Source organism: Haloferax litoreum, assembly GCF_009674605.1.
Lineage (GTDB): Archaea > Halobacteriota > Halobacteria > Halobacteriales > Haloferacaceae > Haloferax > Haloferax litoreum.
This window is the reverse complement of sequence record NZ_WKJO01000001.1, coordinates 1251352-1267570: the sequence shown is the minus strand read 5'-3', so window position 1 is coordinate 1267570 and position 16219 is coordinate 1251352. Positions and strand designations below refer to the sequence as shown.

Genomic DNA, 16219 nt, shown 5'->3' with positions numbered 1-16219 from the left:
CTTCTCGCTTTTTCCAAGACGTCATTGCGGTCGACGGTTTAGTCGGATAGAGTCATGCTGACTAATTATTTCTTTTAATCCTGATTGTCATACTAATTGATAAATAGACACGTGAAAGTGGGTATATTATGGAACGACGACAATATCTTGGAGCGACACTCTCCGTACTCAGTGCCGGAGTATTATCGGGTTGTGCAGGTGGTACTTCTTCCTCCGAGGAGGCCACGACTACCAAAGGTTCGGAACCAGAGAAAGCAGCCAAACACCTTGAGGAAGCGGGAAGTGCTCTCGAAAGTGCTGGAGAGCAGCTTTCAGAGGAAAGTGAGAATCTGTCAGAGTCTGAGTTTCAGGATGGTGGTATCGATTTCAATCCTGCGAAAATCTACAATTATCTTGACGAGGCAGAGAGCGAACTAGATGCAGCCGAGAAGTACGCCACGGAAGAACAGCAGCGGCAAATAGATTCTGGGCGAGAGTACATCGGGTTCGGTCGGAAGGCAACTGAATTTATGGATATACTAGTAGAAGGATACAGCCTGACGTACAGCGGTCTCACGTATTTCCAGTCAGAGAGATACACAGACGCAGCAGAAGAACTTGAAGCCGCCGAGCGCGAGCTTGGAGAGGCAGATGACTTATTGAGTGTTGTACAGGACCGAACTGATCAGCTCGATACGGAGAAGCTCGATGACTTCGATCAGGTCGATGTCGAAACACTTCAAATCGACTTGACCTCGATAGACGAGTTAATCCCTGTCCTTGAAGCACTGGCAGCAGGGTTAAGAGAGATGTCGCTCGGGATGGTCGACTTTCTCCAAGCCGAAGAACATCTCGATGCAGAGGAACTAGCTCGAGCACAGGAGTACTTGGACATGGCTAGCGAACATTTCGGGACTTCTGAAAGCATTTTCAGGCGACAAGAAGGAGATTCCCCATCATCAGTGAAATCAACGATTATCGAGCTCACTTGTTATGCAGGGTCACTGAAGGATGGGAGTGAGCACCTTTCACGGGCAGTTGGAGCGATTGTCGATGGAGACAACGAGCTCGCGAGAGAAGAACGCGACAAAGCATCGCAGGCATTCAATAAGTGTGAATTTGACTCGTGAACTCAGTCCGTCACTCCTCGTCTGACAGGTAATTTATCATCCTCTTGGAATTACAGGGCGATTCCTTGATGCTGGTCCGTTCGACAGACCCCCCACAGCAACCCCGAAGCGTGCGACTGTGACGGTCACACTCGATGGGGCACCGACTGTCGAACGAACCGTCGAGGTGTGGGTGGACGACTGGGTGATACAAAACGAGTGACTCGTCACCGCGGTTCACCCACCCTTAAGCCCACCCACCCCACACACCCTACTCGATGCGCGTAACCCTCCTCGGGACCGGCGACACGACAGGAACGCCCACTGTCGGGTGCGACTGTGACACCTGCCGGGAGGCCCGCGAACGCGGCATCGAGCGGACGCGCTTTTCGGTCCACGTCGAGAACGAGCGAACGAACGAATCGCTCCTCGTGGACTTCAGCCCCGACTTCCGTCACCAGTTTCTCACGCAAGAGACGCCGCTTCCCGACGAGGCACTCGTCACCCACATTCACTTCGACCACCTCGACGGACTGGGCAACGTCTACCGACTGCTCGACCACCTCGACGTCCACGCGACGGACGAAGTCGACCCGCTGACCGACGAGAGCGTCGCGGATACGATTCGCTCGAAGTTCGACTACTTAGACCGCATCAACGTCCACGACCAGACGCCCCTCGAATCGTTCCGCGCCTGCGGATTCGACGTGACCTTCGTCCCCGTCGTTCACCCGCCGCTTCTGTGCTACGGCGTCGCCATCGAAGACCCCGAGACGGGCGCGAAACTGTCTATCTCTGGCGACTCGACCTACGCGGTTCCCGAGGAGTCGCGTGCCGTCCTCGCCGACCCCGACCTCTTGCTCGCGGAGGCTATCGTCCCCGCCTCGCTCTGTGAGTACCACCCCGCCGGCGGCGACGACTACGACGAAGACGGCGTTCCACGAACGTTCGGCACGAAGCACATGACACGCGAAGGGGCTATGGCCCTCAGTGAGGACCTGAACGCAGACGTGACGCGACTCGTCCACGTCGCGCACTACTACCCGCCCGACGAGGCGTTCGAAGAGCCATTGGCTATCGACGGGGAAGTGTACGAGTTGTGAGTCGCCGCGACGTTCTCAGCGGGCACACGTTTTTCCACCCAGCGGTCGGATAGCGAGTATGGCCCCATCTGGGTCCCTCGTTCGTCGCCTCTCCGGTGTAGTAGCCGTTGGCTTGGGCGGTGCCGCAGGATACGCGCTTTTCGCACCCCGGCCGCCGTCGGACACCCAACTACTCGTCGTGTTCGTCGTCGCCGCGGGAGTCGCGGCGGCAAGCCTCCAGATGCTCGCAGGACGGGGAGAGACCGAGGCGTGACGCTTCGCACCATCTTCGAAGACCAAGCATTCAGGTATCTCGTGGTGGCTGGTGTCGGCATAGCGGCGGCGACACTCGTCGCAACCTACGTTGACACGGGACAGGTGGACTTCTTCGGTGCCGTCGTACAGGTCGTCTTCGTCGCCGTCGTGGGTGCGTTGCTCGTCACCTACTGGAACTACATGGAGCGACGCGCCGAGACAGAGTGATTTTCCGAGTGGCCGTCGTCGGGTGACGCGTGTCCGAAATCACCGACGCACTCCGATACGCGACGCCGATGGCCCTCACCGCTGGCGTCGTCTGGTATCTCGTCGCCTCACTGTCCGGTGAACCCAACTGGGTCGACGGCGCGGTGTTCATGCTCGTCTTCGGCATCGTCGTCACACTCGGGTGGTACTACTCCGGTGAACGGACAGAGTAACGAGGGGACGTCACCAGAATCGGTCCAGTCCCGACTGCCTCCGAGCGACACCGTCGGGGTCCGCAACCCACCCAGTGCGTGCGTCGCGGAGTGCGCCCCGGTCGAGTTCCGGCGGGTCGGCAGGGCCGAACGCCGGACAGTTGGACCCGCATTCGGCCCCCGGGTCGACGACACGGCCGAAGTGCGAACACACGGGCCGACCGACGGCGTCGACGCCGGCGGAGGCACACCCCGGCACGTCGTATCCCCGCCACCCTTTGCCGTAGGCGCGTTCCGCGAGTCTGAGACGGGCAGTACGCTTGTCCGCGGGTGAGACCAGTGCCACGTCGGTGTGGAGCGACTCGTACTCGACGGGTTCGACGCCAGTTGCGTCGGTGGCGAGTGGGTCGGCATCGCGGACGATTTCTCGCTCGCCAGTCTCGGGGTCGAACCGCCAGACACCGACTTCCTCGGGGATGCGGTTGAGGTGCGCACCGGTGACGTAACTCTCGGTGGCGAGGACGACTTCGTCGAAGAGGGCGAGACTCACGTCGAGGCGAAGTTGTCGCAACAGGTCGCCGGGTTCGCCGAGGTCCGGTTTGTTCTCGATACCGACGAGACGGGAGAACCACTCGTCGGGATAGCGGGTCGCGCGGCGGACGTACTCCCGCCCACGGCGGTGTTCGGACTCGAAGAACCCGGCCTCGACGGCGCGGTCCGTCGCGCGACGGGCGCGGGCGGGGTGGCAGTCGAACGCATCGCGCCAGAAGACGGCGTGGCCGACACCCACCTCGCTCTCGATAGCAGTGGCAGGGATGTCTCGACTGGTGATGCGCGACCGGTCGTCGAACTCGGGGCCGGGAACGACGGCACATACGTCGATGATTCGACTCCCCGGCGACGCGACGGACGCGCCGAGTTGCCGGGCCGGAAGCCAGTCTGTCACCTCTTCGAGGTGGGCACACAGTGCCAGTTCGAAGGCGAACTCCGAGGGTGACGAGACCGGTGTGGGCACACCTGTGACTGGGAAAGCGAACGTGAAAAGCCTCGCTCTCACTCGACGGTCCAGCCACTCGCGAACGTATCATCGAACAGACTTTATGTCAGAACTGGTCGTACCGGCTGACGATGCGATTCCCCGTTTCGCTCTCCCCTCACCGCCGCGGCCTGCTGGTCGTCGTGCTGGGGACGGTTCTGGTGTTCACTGCCGTCTTCGCACCGATGGGTGCCATCGTTCCGACGTATCGATACGAGGTGGTCGAAGTTTCCCCCGACTCGAAGTGGGCCGAGCACATCACGTACTCCGACGACGTGTTGACCTGCGTCGACGACGACCCGGAGTGTCAGACCGTCTCGCAGGTTCGTGCGGACGGCCCCCGAGTCGTCGACTCCGAGCGAGCGAACTGCGCCGAGATGCCCGCCTTCTGTCTGTACCAGGTCGCGTACTACCCGAGAGACGACGCGTTCTACAGACTCCATCACGAGTCACTCGGCAACGACTCCGTAGAGTTGCGGGTCGAGGCCATCTCGAACCGGACCGCGATGGATATCGCGGCACTGGAGGCTGAGACGTTCCCACAGGAGTTCGAGCGACTCTTCGAGTCAGGAACCGTCCGCACGAGCGACCCCATCGCTGGGTGGGAGTACTGGCAGGAGACCCACGAACTCGTGGAGTACGAGGGGCAGTTCTACACGCCCGGTGGATGGGCGTACAACGGACCGAACAGGCACTGGGACGAATACGTGCGTGGGGCGACTGCGCTCGCCGGCATCGGATTGCTTCTCTACGGGCGGACACTGCAGATTCGAGCAGGAACACGCGACACGTAGGTCAACGGAGTCGAACCATGATTCGTCGATGGCGAGACAGCCGAGAAAGACAGACTGTCACCTTCCCGTACCTATTTGAACGAAGACGAAGCAACTCCGTGCAATGCCCGGGCAGGACGACACGAACCACCAGATTGGGCGACGGACGTACCTCGGTGTGGCCGCGAGTGCTGGACTCGCCGGTCTCGCGGGATGCAGTTCAGGGAGTACCGCCAGTGCCGCGCGCGGACCGCCGAAGGTACCGGTGTCGAAACTCGAAGACGGAGGCTGGGAGCAAGTCGACGAACAGACCCGCGACCCGGCGTTCGAGGAGTCGTTCGGTCCGGTGAGTGTCTCGGCGGCGTTCCGGACACTCGTCTTCGAAGACGTCGAGTTGGCGACCGAGTTGAAAGAGAAGACGCTCGGACAGGCCGAAGGGCAGTTCTCAATGTTCTTCGCCACGCGCGTGACACTCGACCCGAGTCTCGCGACCATCCCCGACGCGGCGCGGGACCCAGTCGTCGAACAGGTGGAGACGCAAGCGCGCGCCCAGTTCGAGTCGCAATTGGAATCGGCCGGCCTCTCCGACATCGAACAGGCGTCGACCGGGTCGATGACGGTCGAGACGGGAGAGTCCGCGCGCGTGACCAACTACACTGCGTCCTTCCCGTTCGAGGGAATCACGTTCCCGCTGACCGACGAGAAGCAGATAGCAATCGAGGGGAAGAAACTCGGAGTGAGCGGGTTCCTCGCGGTGTGGGAACACGACGGGTCGATTCTCGTCGCCGGTGGCGCACACCCCGGAGAGAACCTCGACCTCGGTGTGACCAAAGAACCCACCTCGGCCATCGAGGTGTCGGTCGATATCGACCTCGGGTTGACCCCGGACGCGTACCGGGAGGAACTTCGGTCACTCGTCACGGCAGTCGAGTGAGGCGCGGTCGACACACCACGAGAAGCGACAGACGACGTGGACAATCCGAGTCACACTGGACCGGGGCGCCCCCTGAATCGGGCCGCGTCGTGTGTGACCGCCCGACGTAGCCACAGCGTCGCCGCTCCGAGAACAGCACCTTTATCAGTCGTTCGCGGCCAAGTTCACGCAAGATTACTCTCAGGAGGTCAATGGTGACGAAAAATCCACAACAACCGGAGGTGAACATCGGACTCGTCGGTCACGTCGACCACGGAAAGACGACGCTCGTCCAAGCGTTGTCTGGGTCGTGGACGGACCAGCACTCCGAGGAGATGAAGCGCGGTATCTCCATCCGCCTCGGGTACGCCGACGCGACGTTCCGACAGATTCCCGGCGTCGATGCGCCGGAGTGTTACACAGTCGAAGAAGAGACCGAAGACGGGACCGAGACTGACGTCCTGCGTACCGTCTCGTTCGTCGACGCGCCCGGCCACGAGACGCTCATGGCGACGATGCTCTCTGGGGCGGCCATCATGGACGGCGCTGTTCTTCTCGTCAGCGCCACCGAAGAGGTCCCACAGGCGCAGACGGCAGAACACCTGATGGCGCTCGATATCATCGGTATCGAGAACATCGTCATCGCCCAGAACAAGGTCGACCTCGTCGACCGCGAGCGGGCGATAGAGAACTACGAGCAGATTCAGGAGTTCGTGAAGGGAACGGTCGCCGAGGACGCGCCGATCGTCCCGATCAGCGCCCAGCAGGAGGTCAACCTCGACGTCCTCATCGAGGCTATCGAGAACGAGATTCCGACGCCCGAGCGCGACGAGAGCGAAGACAGTCGCATGTTCGTCGCACGCAGTTTCGACATCAACCGCCCGGGGACGACCTGGGACGGACTCATGGGCGGCGTCATCGGCGGCAGCGTCGTCGCCGGCAAACTCGAAGAAGGCGAGGAACTCGAACTTCGCCCCGGCCGCGAAGTCGAAGAAGAAGGCCAGACCGAGTGGCGCTCTATCACGACCGAGATTCGCTCGCTGCAAGCGGGCGGGAACATGGTCGACGAAGTCCGCCCCGGCGGCCTCTGTGGTGTCGGGACCGGTCTCGACCCGAGCGTCACGAAGGGTGACGCCCTCGCGGGACAGGTCGCCGGCAAGCCCGGCACGCTCCCCCCGACGCGCGAGCAGTTCACGATGGACGTGGAACTCCTCGACCGTGTCGTCGGCAGCGAAGACGACAGCGTCGACGAGATTTCCACGGGCGAACCGCTGATGCTCACCGTCGGCACCGCGACTACCGTCGGTGCCGTGACGAGTGCGCGCAGCGGCGAGGCCGAAGTGAAGCTCAAGCGCCCAGTCTGTGCAGCGGAAGGCGCGAAGATAGCTATCAACCGCCGTGTCGGTGCGCGCTGGCGCCTCATCGGTATCGGGACGCTCAAGTGACGTGACCGCCACCGTAGTCGTTATGGACACGAACGCACTCATGATGCCGGTCGAACTCGACGTTCGCGTGTTCGACGAACTCGACCGGTTACTCGCGGCCGACGTGGACCTCGTCGTCCCCACGGCCGTCCTCGACGAGCTGGAGAAGCTCTCGACGGGCGGCGGGACGGAGGCCGTCGCCGCGAGCGTGGGTGCGGACCTAGCGACCCGGTGCCGTGCGGTCGAAACGGACGAATCGTACGCCGACGACGCAGTCGTCGAACTCGCCGACTCCGGCGACGTCGACTACGTCGTCACGAACGACAAGCCCCTCCGTGACAGGGTGCTCGAATGCGGGATTCCCGTCATCGGCATCCGGGGGCACGCCACACTGGCGGTCACGGAACCATAACGAAACTATGTACAAACGGGTACGACTCAAAGACACAGTCGAAGTCCCGCCACGCCACTTGGGCGATGTGACGCCCGAGCGGGTCAAGCGACTGTTGCAGGACAAACTGGAAGGACGGATGGACGAAGACGTGGGGAGCGTCGTGAGCGTCGTGAACGTCCACGACGTCGGCGAGGGCACCGTATTGCCCAACCGCCCCGGCGTCTACTACGAAGCCGAGTTCGACGCGATTACCTACGACCCAGACATGCAGGAAGTCGTCGACGGCATCGTCGTCGAAGTCGTCGAGTTCGGTGCCTTCGTCGGCATCGGTCCGGTCGACGGACTGCTCCACGTCTCACAGATTTCCGACGAATACCTCGCCTACGACGGCGAGAACCAGCAACTCGCGTCGACGGAGTCCAACCAGACGCTCGCCGTGGACGACGAGGTGCGCGCCCGCATCGTCACGAAGAGTATCGACGAGCGCAACCCGCGCGACTCGAAGATTGGCCTGACCGCGAAACAGCCGGGGCTCGGCAAGCACGGCTGGCTCGAAAAGAAGCGCCAGCAGAGCGAGGCCTCGGCGGAGGGTAACTGATGGCGAAGAAACGCCTCGCCTGCCGCGAGTGCCACTTCGTCAACGAGCCCGACAAACAGACCTGTGAGAACTGCGGGTCGAGCAGCCTCACCGAAGACTGGGCAGGCTACGTCGTCATCACGCACCCCGAAGAGAGCGAAATCGCCACCGAGATGAACGTCACCGAACCCGGCGGCTACGCGCTCAAGGTCCGCTGAGATGCTCACCCTGCCGACGGCGCTTCGAGCGGCGTTCAAAGAGCCGTTCGGCCCCATCTACACGGAGGCCGAGGCACTCCTCGCAGATGCATCGAGCGAGGAGGCGAACGCGCCACTCGTCGCCGTCGGCGACGTCGTCACCTTCTACCTCCGCCGCGCCGGCCGGCCACCAGACGTGGCAGTCGTCGACGGAAAGACGAAACGAGAGGCCGTCGGCGACGAGATTCGTCGAGCAGTCGAAACGGGTCGTCTCGTCGAGGTCACGAACGAACCGGGCACCATCTCCCGTGACCTCGTCGCGGCGCTCGTCGACGCACTCGCTGCCGGCGAACCGACGACCCTCCTCGTCGAGGGCGAAGAGGACCTCGCGACCCTCCCTGCGGTCCTCGCCGCGCCCCTCGGTTCGACCGTCGTCTACGGCCAACCGGACGAGGGAATGGTCCGTCTCACCGTCGACGAGGCGGCCAAGACGGAGATGCGTGACCTGTTGTCGCAGTTCGACGGCGATTCCGACGCCGTTCTCGCCCCTATCGAGGCCTGACTAACGGTCTCTCTTCCCTCGATTCGCTGCCGCTCCTCTTCCCTTCGAAATCCTTTTACTTGCTTCGCGGGCAATTACGGGTAACTAACCATGGAAATCGAAATCATCTCCGAGGAGGAGAACCCCATGTTGCACCGCTCGGACGTCCGATTCGAGATCGTCCACGAGGAAGCGACGCCCTCCCGTCTGTCGGTTCGTGACTCGCTCGCGGCCAAGTTGAACAAGGACTCTGACGAAGTCGTCGTCCACGAACTCGACACGAAGTTCGGCATGCGCAAGACCGCTGGCTACGCGAAGGTCTACGAGAGCCCCGAGTTCGCCCGCGACGTCGAACAGGAACACATGCTCGAACGCAACAAGATTACCGACGCCGAAGCCGAGGCCGAAGAGGCCTAATCTCGGTTTCGAATCGCCGTTTTCGACCAACTCTCGATGCGCATTCTCGGAATCGAAGGTACTGCGTGGGCCGCGAGCGCCGCGGTTTTCGAGACGGACGACCCCGACGCCCTTCGCGCCGGAACCGACCGAACTCCAGAGCCGTCTGCAGACCACATCTTCATCGAATCGAACCCGTATCAACCCGACAGCGGCGGCATCCACCCGCGCGAGGCGGCCGAACACATGGGAACCGCCATCCCCGAAGTGGTCGAAACCGCCCTCGACCACGCCGCCGCCAGACACGACGGAGACGGCCCTGTCGTCGACGCAGTCGCGTTCTCTCGCGGGCCGGGGCTTGGCCCGTGTCTCCGTATCGTCGGCACTGCGGCCCGGTCTGTCGCCCAGACGCTGGACGTACCGCTCGTCGGCGTCAACCACATGGTGGCCCACCTCGAAATCGGTCGCTACCAGTCCGGGTTCGAGTCGCCCGTCTGCCTGAACGCCTCTGGCGCGAACGCCCACCTGCTCGGCTACCACAACGGTCGCTACCGCGTCCTCGGCGAGACGATGGACACCGGCGTCGGTAACGCCATCGACAAGTTCACCCGCCACGTCGGGTGGACCCACCCCGGCGGCCCCAAAGTCGAAGCGGCCGCCAAAGACGGCGAGTACGTCGAGTTACCGTACGTCGTCAAGGGGATGGACTTCTCTTTCTCGGGCATCATGAGCGCCGCGAAGGACGAGGCGGACGCTGGCACGCCCGTCGAAGACATCTCCGCCGGGTTGCAGGAGACAATCTTCGGCATGCTCACCGAAGTCGCAGAGCGTGCACTCTCGCTCACGGGGACAGACGAACTCGTCCTCGGTGGCGGCGTCGGGAACAACGCCCGCCTCCGCGAGATGCTCGCCGAGATGTGCGACCAGCGCGGTGCGAAGTTCCACGCGCCCGAACCGCGATTCCTCGGCGACAACGCGGGGATGATTGCCCTCCTCGGCGCGCGGATGTTCGCCGCGGGCGACACCCTCGCCGTCGAAGACTCCGCCGTGGACCCGAACTTCCGCCCGGACCAGGTCGAAGTGACGTGGCGCGGCACCGACGAATCGGTCGCTCGCGCCTACACCGACGACGGTGCCATCCGCGGGGCCGAAGCCACAGTCGATATCGGCACCGACGAAGTCGTCAAACGTCGTGTTCCCAAGACGTACCGACACCCGGAACTCGACGACAGACTCCGCAGAGAGCGGACGAAGGCGGAAGCACGCCTGACGAGCGACGCTCGCCGGGTGGGCGTTCGGACGCCAATCATCCGCGACGTAGACCCCGTCGATGGCGTCATCACCTTCCAGAGAGTCGGAGACGCTGACCTCGCGGAACGACTCGACCCGGCCGCCGTCCGCGTCGTCGGCGAGTACCTCGCGCGCCTTCACGAGGCAGGCATCGTCCACGGTGACCCGACGACGCGAAACATCCGCGTCGGAACTGGACCCGACGGAGAGACGCACGTCCACCTCATCGACTTCGGACTCGGGTTCCACACCGGCCACGTCGAAGACCACGCGATGGACCTCCACGTGTTCGCTCAGAGTGTCGAAGGCACAGCGGACGACGCCGGACCGCTGGTCGACGCCCTCGAAGCAGGCTACGAATCGGTCGGGTCGGAGGAAGTCATCGCCCGCCTCCGGGACGTCGAGTCCCGCGGCCGGTATCGGTAGGCTGTCGAAAATCTGTCCCGTTGTGGGCACCCGGACCCGGTCGGAACTGGTCGGAAGGCCAAAATGATTTATCGTCAGCGGGCGTACCTGTCTCGTATGGTAGACAAACCGCAAAGTGGAACGCTCTTCGGCATCCCCTACAACTTCGAACGTCCGAGCGCAGGGCGTCTCCTGTCGTCGTACTGGCAACCCGGCAAGGGCATGCTCGTCGAGAAGCCCTTCGGCATCGGCTACACGCTAAACCTCGCGAATTGGCGCTCGTGGGTCGCCCTCGTCGTCGTCGGCGGCCTCCTCTGGAACGAGCGTCAGAGCCGCGAGAAGAAGGAAGACGCAGCAGCGGCCGACGACGGTCCGGTCGAAGTCATCGTCGACTAACGCCGGCGACACACCGACGACTTTTCGACGCCCGCCTGCAGATGGGCGGGTATGCTCCGGTACGTCACCACGAACGAGGGCAAGGTCCGCGAGGCCCTCGACTATCTCGACGACGACGTCACGCAACTCGACTTCGACTACACCGAGGTGCAGGCTTCCGAACTCGGTCCCATCGCCGCGCACGGTGCCCGCGAGGCCTACCGCTACGCCGGCGAACCAGTGCTGGTCGACGACGCCGGCCTCTTCATCGACGGGTTCGAGGGGTTCCCCGGCCCGTACTCCGCGTACGTCGAAGACACCCTCGGCGTCGAGACGGTCTATCGACTCGCCGCCGCGGAACTCGACGAACCCCGACGGGCGTCGTTCCGATGCATCCTCGCGTACTGTGACGGCGACCCGTTCGAGGCGAGTCCCGACCCCATCGACCGCGACGACCGAACCGTCGCCGCCGCCCACGGTGCCGAACAGAACGCAGAAGAGACCGAAGCGCTCCCCGTGAAACTGTTCGAGGGCGTCGTCAACGGTCGCATCGTCCCGCCGCGCGGTGACGGCGGGTTCGGCTACGACCCCATCTTCGAACACGACGGCAAGACGTTCGCCGAGATGACGGCATCCGAGAAGAACGGTATCTCACACCGTGGGCGGGCGTTGGCGAAGTTTGCGACGTGGTACGCCGAACGCTAGTGAGGCGTACGTTGAAAATCTTCGATTTTCAGAAGTTCGCTGAGCGAACGGAGTGAGCGAAGCGTGCCTCGTCGGGCGCGAAGCGTCCGACGGTGGTTTGTCGAGCGAAGCGAGACAAAGAACGTGAATCTTTGATTCTCGGAGGGTCACCGAGCGAAGCGAGGTGAAGGATGGAAATCTCTGATTTCCGGTGGGTTGTCGAGCGTGAGCGAGACGAGAGACGCCGACGAGCACGGTTGAACACCACGTTTACCCTCCTCGACCGCGGGGTCTCCGACATGGACCCAACCGACTTCTTCGAAGACGGCACGGTCACCGTCTCCAAGGCGACGTACACCGTCGTCAAGGCCGAACGCGGCGACCCGGACGCCTTTGCGACGATACAAGATGGGGCCGAGACGACAGTCGTCGCCGAAGAGGGAACCGTGGACGAGGCGAACATCGTCGAATCCGAAGGCGGGTGGAAACGCCTCACCTTCGAGATGGTCCTCCCGTTCGAACTCGTCGGCTTCTTGGCCGCTGTCGCAACCGCACTCGCCGAGGAGGACATCTCGATATTCGCCATCTCCGCGTACTCGACGGACCACGTCCTCGTGAAAGAAGATGACGTCCCGGCCGCGACGCAGAAACTCGAAGCACTCGGATGCGTCGTCGCGTAGCATCAACGGCCACCATTCGAAGGGTCGATAGCCACGCTCGTGGGGCACGTAGCAGAGTGCATGAACCGTGCGACGGCCCTCGCGACGGGCGTGGCAAGCGGATACGGGATTTCGATGGCCGTGGCGATGGTGGTGTTCTTCGGCGAACCGTCGGCGACCGTTGGCGTGGCCGCCGGGTTCGCACTGGTGACGGTAGTGGCGACGTTCGTCGTGACTCGGTTCGTCGTCTCCTGAACGACGAGGCCACGACCACGTGGTTTCGGTGCGATTACGCTCTCGGGTCGCGGTCCGGGCCGGGGTACTTGCCGTCGGCGACTTCTGCGTAGAGACTCTCGGCGGAGAACAACGTGGCGAACGCCTGCGGGTGGCGGATACTGACCGGGAACCGACCACCGAGTGCGGCACCGGCCTTCGCAGAGGTCAACCGCTCGTCGAACGTGAGCAGGTGCATGGCTCCACCGCGATAGGCGGACGCGAGCGCTGGTTGGTCGCCCTCGGGATGTTCGACGAGTTCGACCCACGTCTCGACTTTGGCCCGCCAGTCTGCCGCCAGCGTCTCGTTTGTGAGGTCTGTGACGATGGCCTCTGCGTCGTCGAGGAGGGGTTCGCTGGCGACGAGCGTCGTCCACGAGTGGCGGCGGAGGTGGTCCAGTGCCTCACGGGATGCACCGCCGACGAGGAGGTCAGACGCGAGAACGTCGGCGTCGGCGACGACACGTGTCGGCGCGGGGTCTGTGTCAGTCATCGTCGCCTCGACGAGCGCGAAGCGCCGCTGAGATGTCGTCGTCGGTGGTCTCGTACTCGGCAGCGCGTTTGAACAGCGACTCCCATGTCATGCGTGGAACGACGAACCCGCTCGAAAAGAATCCGACGCACTCGCCTGCGCGACAGACGGTGGCGAAACCAATTCCAAACGCAATTTGGTGCGTTTCCCACAGTTAGTAACTGATTTTAATTACCTCAAGTGGGAAACAGTTAATTTCCCTTCGGCACAGCACAGTACCATGGCGATACAGCGACGACGTTTCTTGCACGCGGCAGGTGTCGGTGCTCTCCTCGGGCTGAGCGGATGTACGGGTGAGTCCAATCCGCCGCAAACAGGCGACGAGACGACTGCCTCCGGCGGAAGTCAAGAGGGGGAGTCGAGTGGCACAACGCAGGAGTTGACGCTCGCCACGACCACGAGCACCTACGACACGGGTCTCCTCGACGCCCTCAACCCGGTGTTCGAAGAGAAGTTCAACGCCCGAATCAAGACCATCCCACAGGGGACGGGTGCGGCAATCGAGACGGCGAGAAACGGCGACGCCGACGTCATCCTCGTCCACGCCCGCGGCGCGGAGGACGAATTCCTCGAAGAGGGCTACGGCGTCAACCGCCGCGACGTGATGTTCAACGACTTCGTCATCGTCGGCCCCGCCGACGACCCGGCGGGTGTTCAAGGCATGTCCAGCGCCGCCGACGCCTTCGCGACGATTTCTGAGACGCAGTCCACGTTTGTCTCTCGTGGTGACGACTCCGGGACGAACAAGAAGGAACTGCTCATCTGGGACGCCGCGGGTGTCGAACCGTCGGGTGAGTGGTACCGCGCAATCGGCAAAGGGATGGGAGACACGCTCGTGCAGGCCGACCAGTCGGGTGCGTACACGCTCTCGGACCGCGGGACGTACCTCGCCACGCAGGACAACATCGACCTCGAAATCCACGTCCAAGGGCCCCTCAAGGGCGGGCCGACCATCCTGAAGAACCCCTACGGCGTCATCCCGGTCAACCCGGCGAAGTACCCCGACGTGAACTATCCCCTCGCCATGGCCTACGCCGGGTTCCTGACCAGTCCCGAGGGCCAAGAGATTATCAGCAACTACACCGCCAACGGGTCACAGCTGTTCTTCCCGAACGCACTGTCCGAAGACCCACAGTTCGGCCAGTACGTGCCCGAGGATTACTCGGGTGGGAGCGGGAACGGGTCGGCGTCAGTCTCGGACGCGCAGTTCGAGCACTGGGTCGCCGAGAACGTCCCCGAGGACTTTTAGTCCGGTCCGACCCCACCTCCGCCTGTGTTCGGCCTCGGCGACCTGAACCTGACCTACCTCGTCAGCATCACCGTCGTCTCACTCTACGTGAGTACGGTGGCAGTCCTCCTCAGCGCCGCGATTGGCTTACCAGTCGCACTCACAGTCGGGTTCCGCGACTTCCGCGGGAAGTCCGTCGTCACGTCCATCATCTCGACGGGGATGGGCTTTCCCAGCGTGGTCGTCGGCCTCGTGGTCCTCCTGACGCTCTCTCGCTCCGGCCCACTCGGGGAGTTCGAACTCCTGTTTACGCCCGAAGCGATGATTATCTCGCAGACGATTCTCGCCCTCCCCGTCCTCGTGAGCGTCTCGCTCTCTGCGGTTCAGTCGGTCCCACAGGACCTCAGAGACGCCGCGTTCGCGACTGGCGGCACCTCCGTTGACGTTGCACTTCTCGTCGTCCGAGAGGCTCGCTACGGAATCGTGACCGCCCTCTTGGCCGCCTACGGGCGCGCCATCAGTGAAGTGGGGTCCGTCCTCATCGTCGGTGGCAACATCGTCTTCTCGGACAGCACCTCGTTCACGCGGACACTCACGACGGCGATTACCGTCGAAGCGCGGAAGGGGAACATCGAGACGGGTATCGCACTCGGTGCCATCCTCCTCGCACTGGTTCTTACGGTGAACGCCCTCGGGGCACGCTTCCGCGACCGGAATCCGGCAGGTGGGAACCGATGAGTGAGACACACCAAACCACAGGCACGCAGTCACCGGGCAGCGCATCGCGGCAGTTGACCCGTCTCGCCGCGCGCAACCTGAGTCACGGATTCGGCGATGGCGTGATTCTCGAAGACATCTCGCTCGCCGTCGAACCCGGCGAGATACTGGCTATCGTCGGTCCATCGGGGACGGGGAAGACGACGCTCTTACGACTGCTCGCGATGTTCGAACCGCCGGACAAAGGCACGGTCGAAGTCGATGGTGAAGACGTGTGGTCGCTGTCCGACGACCAGCGACTCGCCCTCAGGCGGCGCATCGGGATGGGGTTCCAGACACGGAGTCTGTTCTCCGCGGCGGTGTCCGACAACGTGGCGTACGGACTTCGCGTCCGACAGTCGTGGGGGGCGCGACTTCGAAGCGCCATCGAGAACGTCGTCGGCAGAAGTGACCCAGCACCGCCGGTCGAACGTGCCCTCGAAACGGTCGGCATGGCCGACAAGATGCACCGTGACGCGCGGTCGTTGTCCGCCGGGGAGGCCCAACGCGTCGCCATCGCGCGGGCGCTTGCACCTGACCCCGACGTGTTGCTCTTGGACGAACCGACGTCGAACCTCGACCCACGAAATACCGCCGCAATCGAATCGGCGATGCGAGAGGCGCGACGTCACGGCATCGCCGTCGCGTTGGCAACCCACGACATGCAGCAAGCGCAACGCGTCTCAGACCGGACGGCGGTCCTCCTCGACGGGACGTGTATCGAGTCGGGGCCGACCGACCGGGTGTTCGAGAACCCGGCCGACGACAGGGTCCGCCGATTCATCGAGGGGAAACTCGTCTACTGAGTCAATCGGTTGGCGAGGCTGACTTCGAGAGACTGCAGAGGAGTGGTCTAGAACCCGTGTGTGACTGCCGTCTGACGCAGGTTTATGGTCCGTGATACATATCCACCGTCTGGGCG

General features: G+C 63.2%; 23 protein-coding genes. 21 read left to right on the top strand and 2 right to left on the bottom strand.

Translation table 11 applies throughout. From position 1 onward, the window contains the following. The first annotated feature begins 128 nt into the window (after positions 1–128). From GJR96_RS06605 to GJR96_RS06585, 5 genes are all read left to right on the top strand, one after another. Positions 129–1109: a hypothetical protein gene (locus tag GJR96_RS06605; RefSeq protein ID WP_151162208.1), complete on the top strand. Its 981-nt coding sequence runs from the start codon at positions 129–131 to the stop codon at positions 1107–1109. Between the two features lie 257 nt (positions 1110–1366). Next, entirely contained in the window at positions 1367–2191 is an 825-nt protein-coding gene (locus GJR96_RS06600; protein WP_151162207.1) for an MBL fold metallo-hydrolase, read from the top strand. A 58-nt stretch (positions 2192–2249) separates the two neighbouring features. Next, complete coding sequence (locus GJR96_RS06595; protein WP_151162206.1) at positions 2250–2444, top strand: hypothetical protein; 195 nt, start codon at positions 2250–2252, stop codon at positions 2442–2444. Then, on the top strand, positions 2441–2653 hold the full coding sequence (locus GJR96_RS06590; RefSeq protein ID WP_151162205.1) for a hypothetical protein: 213 nt from the start codon (positions 2441–2443) through the stop codon (positions 2651–2653). The genes GJR96_RS06595 and GJR96_RS06590 overlap by 4 nt, the downstream gene beginning before the upstream one ends. Positions 2654–2682: 29 nt before the next feature. Beyond that, positions 2683–2865: a hypothetical protein gene (locus tag GJR96_RS06585; protein WP_151162204.1), complete on the top strand. Its 183-nt coding sequence runs from the start codon at positions 2683–2685 to the stop codon at positions 2863–2865. A gap of 10 nt (positions 2866–2875) precedes the next feature. Here the strand turns inward: GJR96_RS06585 and GJR96_RS06580 are convergent, their stop codons facing one another. Continuing rightward, positions 2876–3859, bottom strand: coding sequence for a DUF5787 family protein (locus GJR96_RS06580; protein ID WP_151162203.1), 984 nt, complete (start codon positions 3857–3859; stop codon positions 2876–2878). Between the two features lie 113 nt (positions 3860–3972). On the opposite strand from GJR96_RS06580, the gene GJR96_RS06575 reads away from it, so the two are divergent. From GJR96_RS06575 to GJR96_RS18065, 13 genes are all read left to right on the top strand, one after another. Further along, positions 3973–4674 carry a hypothetical protein gene (locus GJR96_RS06575; protein ID WP_151162202.1) on the top strand — a complete coding sequence of 234 codons (702 nt, stop codon included), beginning with the start codon at positions 3973–3975 and terminating at the stop codon, positions 4672–4674. A 103-nt stretch (positions 4675–4777) separates the two neighbouring features. Continuing rightward, the gene (locus GJR96_RS06570) at positions 4778–5587 is read left to right on the top strand and encodes a DUF6517 family protein (RefSeq protein WP_151162201.1); all 810 of its coding nucleotides are present in this window, start codon (positions 4778–4780) and stop codon (positions 5585–5587) included. 191 nt (positions 5588–5778) lie between these two features. After that, on the top strand, positions 5779–7011 hold the full coding sequence (locus tag GJR96_RS06565; RefSeq protein ID WP_151162200.1) for a translation initiation factor IF-2 subunit gamma: 1233 nt from the start codon (positions 5779–5781) through the stop codon (positions 7009–7011). 22 nt (positions 7012–7033) lie between these two features. Next, positions 7034–7402 (top strand): DUF188 domain-containing protein, encoded by a 369-nt coding sequence (locus GJR96_RS06560; protein ID WP_151162199.1) that lies wholly within the window; start codon positions 7034–7036, stop codon positions 7400–7402. 7 nt (positions 7403–7409) lie between these two features. Continuing rightward, the gene (locus GJR96_RS06555; RefSeq protein ID WP_058570934.1) at positions 7410–7982 is read left to right on the top strand and encodes a DNA-directed RNA polymerase; all 573 of its coding nucleotides are present in this window, start codon (positions 7410–7412) and stop codon (positions 7980–7982) included. Beyond that, positions 7982–8179, top strand: coding sequence for a transcription elongation factor subunit Spt4 (gene spt4 / locus GJR96_RS06550; protein ID WP_058570933.1), 198 nt, complete (start codon positions 7982–7984; stop codon positions 8177–8179). The genes GJR96_RS06555 and spt4 overlap by 1 nt, the downstream gene beginning before the upstream one ends. A gap of 1 nt (position 8180) precedes the next feature. Continuing rightward, a complete protein-coding gene (locus GJR96_RS06545; RefSeq protein WP_151162198.1) occupies positions 8181–8720 on the top strand; it encodes a GTP-dependent dephospho-CoA kinase family protein in 540 nt (179 codons plus the stop codon). A gap of 90 nt (positions 8721–8810) precedes the next feature. Then, the gene (locus GJR96_RS06540) at positions 8811–9116 is read left to right on the top strand and encodes a 30S ribosomal protein S24e (protein ID WP_058570931.1); all 306 of its coding nucleotides are present in this window, start codon (positions 8811–8813) and stop codon (positions 9114–9116) included. 36 nt (positions 9117–9152) lie between these two features. Then, positions 9153–10811: a bifunctional N(6)-L-threonylcarbamoyladenine synthase/serine/threonine protein kinase gene (locus GJR96_RS06535; protein WP_151162197.1), complete on the top strand. Its 1659-nt coding sequence runs from the start codon at positions 9153–9155 to the stop codon at positions 10809–10811. Positions 10812–10907: 96 nt separating this feature from the next. After that, positions 10908–11186 (top strand): DUF5808 domain-containing protein, encoded by a 279-nt coding sequence (locus tag GJR96_RS06530; RefSeq protein WP_151162196.1) that lies wholly within the window; start codon positions 10908–10910, stop codon positions 11184–11186. 51 nt (positions 11187–11237) lie between these two features. Then, positions 11238–11870, top strand: a complete 633-nt coding sequence (locus tag GJR96_RS06525) for a non-canonical purine NTP pyrophosphatase (protein WP_151162195.1) — start codon at positions 11238–11240, stop codon at positions 11868–11870. 278 nt (positions 11871–12148) lie between these two features. Beyond that, positions 12149–12529, top strand: coding sequence for an ACT domain-containing protein (locus tag GJR96_RS06520; protein WP_151163930.1), 381 nt, complete (start codon positions 12149–12151; stop codon positions 12527–12529). 60 nt (positions 12530–12589) lie between these two features. Next, complete coding sequence (locus tag GJR96_RS18065; protein WP_191965817.1) at positions 12590–12763, top strand: hypothetical protein; 174 nt, start codon at positions 12590–12592, stop codon at positions 12761–12763. 34 nt (positions 12764–12797) lie between these two features. Here GJR96_RS18065 and GJR96_RS06515 read toward each other — a convergent pair whose 3' ends face one another. After that, a complete protein-coding gene (locus GJR96_RS06515) occupies positions 12798–13274 on the bottom strand; it encodes a PIN domain-containing protein (RefSeq protein ID WP_151162194.1) in 477 nt (158 codons plus the stop codon). A 259-nt stretch (positions 13275–13533) separates the two neighbouring features. Here GJR96_RS06515 and GJR96_RS06510 point away from each other — a divergent pair, with 259 nt between their 5' ends. The 3 genes from GJR96_RS06510 to GJR96_RS06500 are packed head-to-tail and all read left to right on the top strand — an operon-like array spanning position 13534 to position 16103. Further along, positions 13534–14562, top strand: coding sequence for a substrate-binding domain-containing protein (locus GJR96_RS06510; protein ID WP_151162193.1), 1029 nt, complete (start codon positions 13534–13536; stop codon positions 14560–14562). A 24-nt stretch (positions 14563–14586) separates the two neighbouring features. After that, positions 14587–15279: an ABC transporter permease gene (locus GJR96_RS06505; protein ID WP_151162192.1), complete on the top strand. Its 693-nt coding sequence runs from the start codon at positions 14587–14589 to the stop codon at positions 15277–15279. Beyond that, positions 15276–16103 carry an ABC transporter ATP-binding protein gene (locus GJR96_RS06500; RefSeq protein WP_151162191.1) on the top strand — a complete coding sequence of 276 codons (828 nt, stop codon included), beginning with the start codon at positions 15276–15278 and terminating at the stop codon, positions 16101–16103. The genes GJR96_RS06505 and GJR96_RS06500 overlap by 4 nt, the downstream gene beginning before the upstream one ends. The last annotated feature ends 116 nt before the right edge of the window (positions 16104–16219 follow it).

What these genes read in the sequence shown, in the direction of transcription:
- GJR96_RS06605 (WP_151162208.1), top strand. Translation starts at nt 129, where the DNA reads ATGGAACGACGACAATATCTTGGAGCGACACTCTCCGTACTCAGTGCC.
- GJR96_RS06600 (WP_151162207.1), top strand. Translation starts at nt 1,367, where the DNA reads ATGCGCGTAACCCTCCTCGGGACCGGCGACACGACAGGAACGCCCACT.
- GJR96_RS06595 (WP_151162206.1), top strand. Translation starts at nt 2,250, where the DNA reads ATGGCCCCATCTGGGTCCCTCGTTCGTCGCCTCTCCGGTGTAGTAGCC.
- GJR96_RS06575 (WP_151162202.1), top strand. Translation starts at nt 3,973, where the DNA reads ATGCGATTCCCCGTTTCGCTCTCCCCTCACCGCCGCGGCCTGCTGGTC.
- GJR96_RS06570 (WP_151162201.1), top strand. Translation starts at nt 4,778, where the DNA reads ATGCCCGGGCAGGACGACACGAACCACCAGATTGGGCGACGGACGTAC.
- GJR96_RS06565 (WP_151162200.1), top strand. Translation starts at nt 5,779, where the DNA reads ATGGTGACGAAAAATCCACAACAACCGGAGGTGAACATCGGACTCGTC.
- GJR96_RS06560 (WP_151162199.1), top strand. Translation starts at nt 7,034, where the DNA reads ATGGACACGAACGCACTCATGATGCCGGTCGAACTCGACGTTCGCGTG.
- GJR96_RS06555 (WP_058570934.1), top strand. Translation starts at nt 7,410, where the DNA reads ATGTACAAACGGGTACGACTCAAAGACACAGTCGAAGTCCCGCCACGC.
- spt4 (WP_058570933.1), top strand. Translation starts at nt 7,982, where the DNA reads ATGGCGAAGAAACGCCTCGCCTGCCGCGAGTGCCACTTCGTCAACGAG.
- GJR96_RS06545 (WP_151162198.1), top strand. Translation starts at nt 8,181, where the DNA reads ATGCTCACCCTGCCGACGGCGCTTCGAGCGGCGTTCAAAGAGCCGTTC.
- GJR96_RS06540 (WP_058570931.1), top strand. Translation starts at nt 8,811, where the DNA reads ATGGAAATCGAAATCATCTCCGAGGAGGAGAACCCCATGTTGCACCGC.
- GJR96_RS06535 (WP_151162197.1), top strand. Translation starts at nt 9,153, where the DNA reads ATGCGCATTCTCGGAATCGAAGGTACTGCGTGGGCCGCGAGCGCCGCG.
- GJR96_RS06530 (WP_151162196.1), top strand. Translation starts at nt 10,908, where the DNA reads ATGGTAGACAAACCGCAAAGTGGAACGCTCTTCGGCATCCCCTACAAC.
- GJR96_RS06525 (WP_151162195.1), top strand. Translation starts at nt 11,238, where the DNA reads ATGCTCCGGTACGTCACCACGAACGAGGGCAAGGTCCGCGAGGCCCTC.
- GJR96_RS06520 (WP_151163930.1), top strand. Translation starts at nt 12,149, where the DNA reads ATGGACCCAACCGACTTCTTCGAAGACGGCACGGTCACCGTCTCCAAG.
- GJR96_RS18065 (WP_191965817.1), top strand. Translation starts at nt 12,590, where the DNA reads ATGAACCGTGCGACGGCCCTCGCGACGGGCGTGGCAAGCGGATACGGG.
- GJR96_RS06515 (WP_151162194.1), bottom strand. Translation starts at nt 13,274, where the DNA reads ATGACTGACACAGACCCCGCGCCGACACGTGTCGTCGCCGACGCCGAC.
- GJR96_RS06510 (WP_151162193.1), top strand. Translation starts at nt 13,534, where the DNA reads ATGGCGATACAGCGACGACGTTTCTTGCACGCGGCAGGTGTCGGTGCT.
- GJR96_RS06500 (WP_151162191.1), top strand. Translation starts at nt 15,276, where the DNA reads ATGAGTGAGACACACCAAACCACAGGCACGCAGTCACCGGGCAGCGCA.